Raw genomic sequence first — 6975 nt, forward strand, 5'->3', positions numbered from 1 at the left:
GACACCACCCACGGCACCACCACCGCAGGAGCGACCACACCACCCTCCGCGACCGCCTCCCCCGGCGCCTCCTCCACGATCACATGCGCGTTCGTGCCGCTGATACCGAAAGAGGAGATGCCGGCCCGGCGCGGGCGCCCGGCCCGCGGCCACTCCCTCGCCTCGGTCAGCAGCTCCACACTCCCCGCCGACCAATCGATCTGGTCGGAGCGTTCCTCGCAGTGGAGGGAGGGAGGCAGCACACCGTGCCGCATCGCCATCACCATCTTGATCACACCCGCCACACCCGCGGCGGCCTGCGTATGACCCATGTTCGACTTGACCGACCCCAGCCACAACGGCTCACCCGAGACCGGGCGCTCCTGCCCGTACGTCGCCAGCAGCGCCTGCGCCTCGATCGGGTCGCCCAGCCGCGTCCCCGTCCCATGCGCCTCCACCGCGTCCACATCGCCGCCGCCCAGCCCGGCGTCCGCGAGGGCCGCCCGGATCACCCGCTGCTGCGACGGACCGTTCGGCGCCGTCAGACCATTGCTCGCACCGTCCTGGTTCAGAGCCGAACCCCGCACCACCGCCAGCACCGGATGCCCGTTGCGCCGCGCGTCCGACAACCGCTCCAGCAGCAGCACGCCGACGCCCTCGCCCCAGCCCGTACCGTCCGCGCCCATGCCGAAGGACTTGCAGCGGCCATCGGGGGCCAGGCCGCGCTGGCGGCTGAACTCGACGAAGACCTCGGGGGTGGCCATGACGGCGACACCGCCGGCGAGGGCGAGGGAGCACTCCCCCGAGCGCAGCGCCTGCGCCGCCATATGCAGGGCGACCAGCGACGACGAGCACGCGGTGTCCACCGTCACCGCGGGGCCCTCCAGGCCGAAGACATAGGAGACCCGGCCGGAAGCGATGGCTCCGGTGCTGTTGTTGGCCGGGTAGTCGTGGTACATCATCCCGGCGTACAGGCCCGTCGCGCTGCCGCGCAGCGACTCCGGGTCGATGCCGGCGCGTTCGAAGACCTCCCAGGCCGTCTCCAGCAGCAGGAACTGCTGCGGGTCCATGATGGCGGCCTCATTGGGGCTGATGCCGAAGAAGGCCGGGTCGAACTCACCCGCCTCGTGCAGGAACCCGCCTTCCCGGGCGTAGGTGGTGTGGGGCCGCTCGCCCGTCGGGTCGTAGACGCGGCCGACGTCCCAGCCGCGGTTGCCGGGGAAGTCGGAGATCGCGTCGACCCCGTCGAAGACCAGCCGCCACAGGTCCTCCGGGGAGCGCACCCCGCCCGGGTAGCGGCAGGCCATGCCGACGATCACGATCGGGTCGTCGTCCTGGCCCCCGAGCGCGGCCGTGCCCACCGGTGCCGCCGACTGCTCGTCCCTGCCGGACAGTTCGGCGAGCAGATGCCGGGCGAGGGCGCGCGGGGAGGGGTAGTCGAAGGCGAGTGTGGCGGGCAGGCGGACGTCGACGGCCGCGCCGAGCGCGTTGCGGAACTCGACGGCGGTCAGGGAGTCGAAGCCCAGTTCGCTGAAGGCCCGGTCGGCGTCGACGGCGTCGGAACCGGCGTAGCCGAGGGTGGCCGCGACCTGGGTGCGGACCAGCCCGAGCAGCACCTCCAGGCGCTCATCACGGTCGAGTCCGGCCAGGCGCTGCTGGAGCGCGCTCGCCTCCGCCGCCGGGGCGGTCAGCGCGGATCGGCGCGCCGGCCGGGCCCGGACCAGGTCGCGGAACAGCGGCGGCAGGTCCTCGCCCGCGGCGCCGAGGGTCCGTACGTCCAGCCGGATGGGCACGACGAGCGGCGCGTCCACGGTCAGCGCCCGGTCGAACAGCTCGATGCCCTGTTCGACGGTGAGCGCGCCGATACCGGTGCGGGCCATGCGCTGCAGGTCGGCCTCCGTGAGGCCGCCGGACATGCCACTCGCCCACAGGCCCCAGGCCAGCGACGTCGCGGGGAGGCCTTGGGCGCCGCGGTGCGCGGCGAGGGCGTCGAGCAGCGCGTTGGCGGCACCGTAGTTGGCCTGGCCGGGGACGCCGAGCACACCGGTGGCCGAGGAGAACAGGACGAAGGCGGCCAGTTCCCGGTCTTCGGTGAGTTCGTGCAGGTGCAGTGCGGCGTCGGCCTTGGCGCGCAGGACGGCGTCGAGGAGTTCGGGGGTGAGCGAGCCGACCAGCGCGTCGTCGAGCACACCGGCGAGGTGGACGACGCCGGTGAGCGGTACACCGTCGAGCAGCGCCGCCAGCGCCTGCCGGTCGGCGGCGTCACAGGCCGCGACGGTGACGTCGGCGCCCGCCGCACGCAGTTCCTCGGCCAGCTCTGCCGCGCCGGGGGCCTGCGCGCCGCGCCGGGAGACCAGCAGCAGGCTGCGTACGCCGCGCGCGGCGACCAGGTGCCGGGACACCTGCGCGCCCAGCGCTCCGGTGGCACCCGTCACCAGGACGGTGCCGTTCCCGAACGAGGTGGGCGCCGCCTGCCGCTCCGGGTCGTCGACGACCCGGGTCAGGCGGGCGCCGTACACGGTAGTGCCGCGTACGGCGATCTGCGGCTCGCCCGCGACGGCGGCGGCCAGGGCGACGTCCGCGTCCCCGTCCAGGTCCGCCAGGACGAACCGGCCGGGATGCTCCCTCTGGGCCGAGCGCACCAGGCCCCAGACGGCCGCGCCCGCCAGGTCGGTGACGTCCTCGCCGGACCGGGCGACGGCGCCGCGCGTGGCCACCACCAGGGTGGAGGAGCCGTACCGTTCGTCGGACAGCCAGCTCTGCAGCACCCCGAGCACCCGTGCGGTGGCCGTGTGCACGGCGGCCGTGTCGGTACCGGGGACGGAGTGCAGGACGACCATGTCCGGCACGGGCCCGTCGGCGGGCAGCTCGTCCCAGTCGGCGACCGGTGCCACGGCGGCCCCGGCCGGCGGCGGGAGTTCGGCCCACTCCAGGCCGAACAGCGAGTCGTGCCCGCCCGCCCGCGCCGCGGCCAGCTGCCGCGCGGACACCTCGCGCAGCACGAGGGTGTCCACGGACAGCACCAGCCGCCCGGTCTCGTCGCACACGTCGAGCGAGAGACCGGCACCGGCTGGCGCGATACGGACCCGCAGCCGCGTGGCACCGGAAGCGTGCAGCCGTACTCCGGACCAGGCGAACGGCAGCACCGGGCCCTCGACGTCGACGAAACGGTCCGTGAGCACGGCGGCGTGCAGCGACGCGTCGAGCAGCGCCGGGTGCATGCCGAACGCGGCGGCATCCGCGTGCGCGCTCTCCGGCAGGACGACGTCGGCGAACACCACGTCCCCTGCGCGCCAGGCGCCGACCAGGCCACGGAACGCCGGACCGTAGGGCAGCCCCGCGGCGGCGAGCGTCTCGTACACGTCCATGCCGCCGGTGGACTCCGACTCCACCGGGACGGCACCGGCCGGGGGCCATGCGCCCAGCTCGTACGCCGCACCGGGCATCGCCTGCGCGACGAGCACGCCGTCCGCGTGCAGCGTCCACGGCTGGTCGGGCTGGTCGTCCCGGCGCGAATGCACGCTCACCGGGCGACGGCCGGAGGCGTCGGCCGCGCCCACCTCCACCTGGATCGCGACCGGGCCCCGCTCGGGAAGCACCAGCGGCGCCTGGAGGGTCAGCTCCTCCAGCAGCTCGCAGCCCACCTGGTCGCCGGCCCGGATCGCCAGCTCAACGAAGCCCGTGCCGGGGAACACCACGGAACCGCCGACCACGTGGTCGGCGAGCCACGGCTGCGCCGCGACCGACAGCCGGCCGGTGAGCACGACACCGCCGGAGTCCGCGAGGGACACGACCGCCCCAAGGAGGGGGTGCTCGGCCGATATCAGCCCCGCCCCGGAAAGATCCCCGACCGCGCCCGTGCCGTCGACCCAGTAGCGCTGACGCTGGAAGGCGTAGGTAGGTAGATCGACGCGGCGGGCGCCGGTGCCCGCGAAGTAGGCGCCCCAGTCGATGTCCAGGCCGGAGACGTGCAGCTGGGCGAGGGCGGTGAGCAGGGTCTCGGTCTCGGGACGGTCCTTGCGCAGCGCCGGCGTCACCACCGCCTCGTCCGAGGTGAGGCTCTGCTGCGCCAGCCCGGCGAGAACCCCGTCGGGGCCGAGCTCGACGTAACGGACCACGCCCTGGGCTTCCAGGGTGCGTACCGCATCCGAGAAGCGGACGGCGGCACGGACCTGGTTCACCCAGTACTCCGGAGACTGCCAACCGGTCGCCGACTCCCCCGTGACCGTCGAAACAGCCGCCAACTCAGGCGTGTGGAACGTCAACTCCGCTGCCACAGCGCGGAAGTCGGTCAGCATCGGCTCCATCAACGGACTGTGGAACGCATGCGACACCGACAGACGACTCGTCTTACGACCCATCGCGGAGAGGTACTCACCGATCGCGAGTACTTGGTCCTCGCTACCCGAAACCACCACCGACGTCGGCCCGTTGACCGCAGCGACGGAGACCGTGTCTGTGAGCAGCGGCAGGACCTCGTCCTCCGACGCCTGCACCGCAACCATCGCCCCGCCCTCGGGAAGCGCCTGCATCAGACGTCCACGAGCCACCACCAGCCTGGCCGCATCCGCCAGCGACAGCACTCCCGCCACATGGGCTGCGGCCAGCTCACCGATGGAGTGACCGACCAGCACATCCGGCCGCACCCCCCACGCCTCCACCAACCGGAACAAGGCCACCTCGACGGCGAACAACGCCGGCTGCGCAAACCCCGTGGCGTTCAGTGCCTCGGCATCCTCACCCCACATCACCTCACGCAACGGACGATCCAGATACCGGTCCAGCTCAACCGCCACCTCATCCAGCGCCGTGGCGAACGCGGGGAAGGCGTCGTACAACCCACGCCCCATCCCCAACCGCTGAGCCCCCTGCCCCGTGAACAGGAACGCGGTCGTGCCCTGGGCTGTCACCCCGCGCACCGCGCCCGCGGGGGTCTCCCCGGTGGCCAGTGCGGCGAGGGCCGTCACGCCGGTCTCGCGGTCCGGGGCAAGGACCACCGCGCGGTGCTCCAGGGCGGCCCGGGTGGTGGCCAGCGAGTAGGCCAGGTCCACAGGGGTGGACTCGGTGTCGCTGTCCGTGAGGTGCGTGTGCAGCCGCCGGGCCTGGCCGCGCAGGGCGTCCGCGCCGCGTCCGGAGACCGGCCAGGGCAGCGGGGCGGCCTGCGGCCGGTCAGCGGCGGAAGCGGGCGCGCCCGGAGCCGAGCCGACGGAAGCCGAGGCTCCCGAAACCGAGCCGCCGCCCGAACCCGGAGCCCACGAAGCCCCCGACGCCGAACCGCCCGGCGCCTCCGTGCCCAGCGCCTCCTCGGCGTCCGGCGCCTCCTCCAGGATGATGTGGACGTTGGTCCCGCTGACGCCGAAGGAGGAGACGCCGGCGCGGCGGGGCTCGTCGGTGCGGGGCCAGTCGCGGGCCTCGGTCAGCAGTCGCACGTCGCCGGCGGTCCAGTCGACGTGGGTGGAGGGCTCGTCGACGTGGAGGGTCCTGGGCATGACGCCGTGCCGCATCGCCATGACCATCTTGATGATGCCGCTGACGCCGGCAGCCGCCTGGGCGTGGCCGATGTTCGACTTGACGGAGCCGAGCCACAGCGGGCGGCCTTCGGGGCGGTTCCGGCCATAGGTGGCGAGGAGAGCCTGCGCCTCGATCGGGTCGCCCAGTGTCGTACCGGTGCCGTGGCCCTCGACGACGTCGACGCGGTCGGCGGCGAGCTTGGCGTTGGCGAGGGCCTGGCGGATGACGCGTTGCTGGGCACGGCCGTTGGGGGCGGTCAGGCCGTTGCTCGCGCCGTCCTGGTTGACGGCCGAGCCGCGGACCACCGCGAGGACGGGGTGGCCGTTACGGCGGGCGTCGGAGAGGCGTTCGAGCACGATCATGCCGGCGCCCTCGGACCAGCCGGTGCCGTCGGCGGCGTCGGCGAACGCCTTGCAGCGGCCGTCGGGGGCGAGGCCCCGCTGGCGGCTGAAGGCGACGAACGGCGAGGGGGTGGACATCACCATGACGCCGCCGGCCAGGGCCAGGGTGCACTCGCGCTGCCGCAGCGCCTGTGCGGCGAGGTGCAGGGCGACGAGCGAGGACGAGCAGGCGGTGTCGACGGTGACGGCGGGGCCTTCCAGGCCCAGGGTGTAGGAGATGCGGCCGGAGATGACGGCGGCGGCGTTTGCGGTGGTCATGTAGGACTCGGCGACCTCGCCGGCGGCGCCGATCAGGTACTCGTAGTCCTGGATGCCGGAGCCGGCGAAGACACCGACGGGTTTGCCGCGCAGCGACTCGGGGTCGATGCCGGCCCGTTCGATCGCCTCCCAGGAGACCTCCAGGAGCAGCCGCTGTTGTGGGTCCATGGTCAGCGCCTCGTTGGGGCTGATGCCGAAGAACCCGGCGTCGAAGGCGGGCGCGTCGTGGACGAAGCCGCCTTCGTGGACGTAGCTGGTGCCGGCCCCGGAGTCCTGGCCGGGACCGGTGCCGGTGAGGGCGTCGAGGTCCCAGCCGCGGTCGGTGGGGAAGGAGGTGATGGCGTCGCGTCCTTCGGCGACGAGCCGCCACAGGTCTTCCGGGGTGGTGACGTCGCCCGGGTAGCGGCAGCTCATCGCGACGACGGCGATGGGCTCGTCGTTCTGGTTCTCCACTTCCTGCAGCCGTCGGCGGGTCTGGTGCAGATCAGCCGTGACCCGCTTGAGATAGTCGAGGAGCCTGTCGTCATTGGCCTTGGCCATCGTGGTCCCACCGTGTCCTTGTGAAATGCCGAATGCCGTACGGATGCGGAGTGGTCGAACGCCGAACGCCGAACGTCGGATCGCTCGGGTCGGTTTCGGGGCGTGCGCCCGTCAGGAGAGGCCGAGTTCGTTGTCGATGAACGCGAAGACGTCGTCGGCGGAGGCGGTTTCGAGTTGGTCGCCTACGGCGCCGTTCTCGCCGCTCGTGGCGAGGGCGTCGGTGAGCCGTGCGAGCAGGCTTCGCAGGCGGGTGGTGATGCGGGTGCTCTCGATCTCCTCGGGAGCG

Annotated in this window: 1 protein-coding gene; it reads right to left on the reverse strand. The window is 73.2% G+C overall.

Annotated elements, in window-relative coordinates; genetic code table 11:
* A partial coding sequence (locus BZY54_RS16435; RefSeq protein WP_143668065.1) for a type I polyketide synthase occupies positions 1–6689 on the reverse strand: 6689 nt, incomplete at its 3' end.
* Positions 6690–6975 lie beyond the last annotated feature (286 nt).

Origin of the sequence: Streptomyces carpinensis, from assembly GCF_002154505.1 — a bacterium.
GTDB lineage: Bacteria > Actinomycetota > Actinomycetes > Streptomycetales > Streptomycetaceae > Streptomyces > Streptomyces carpinensis.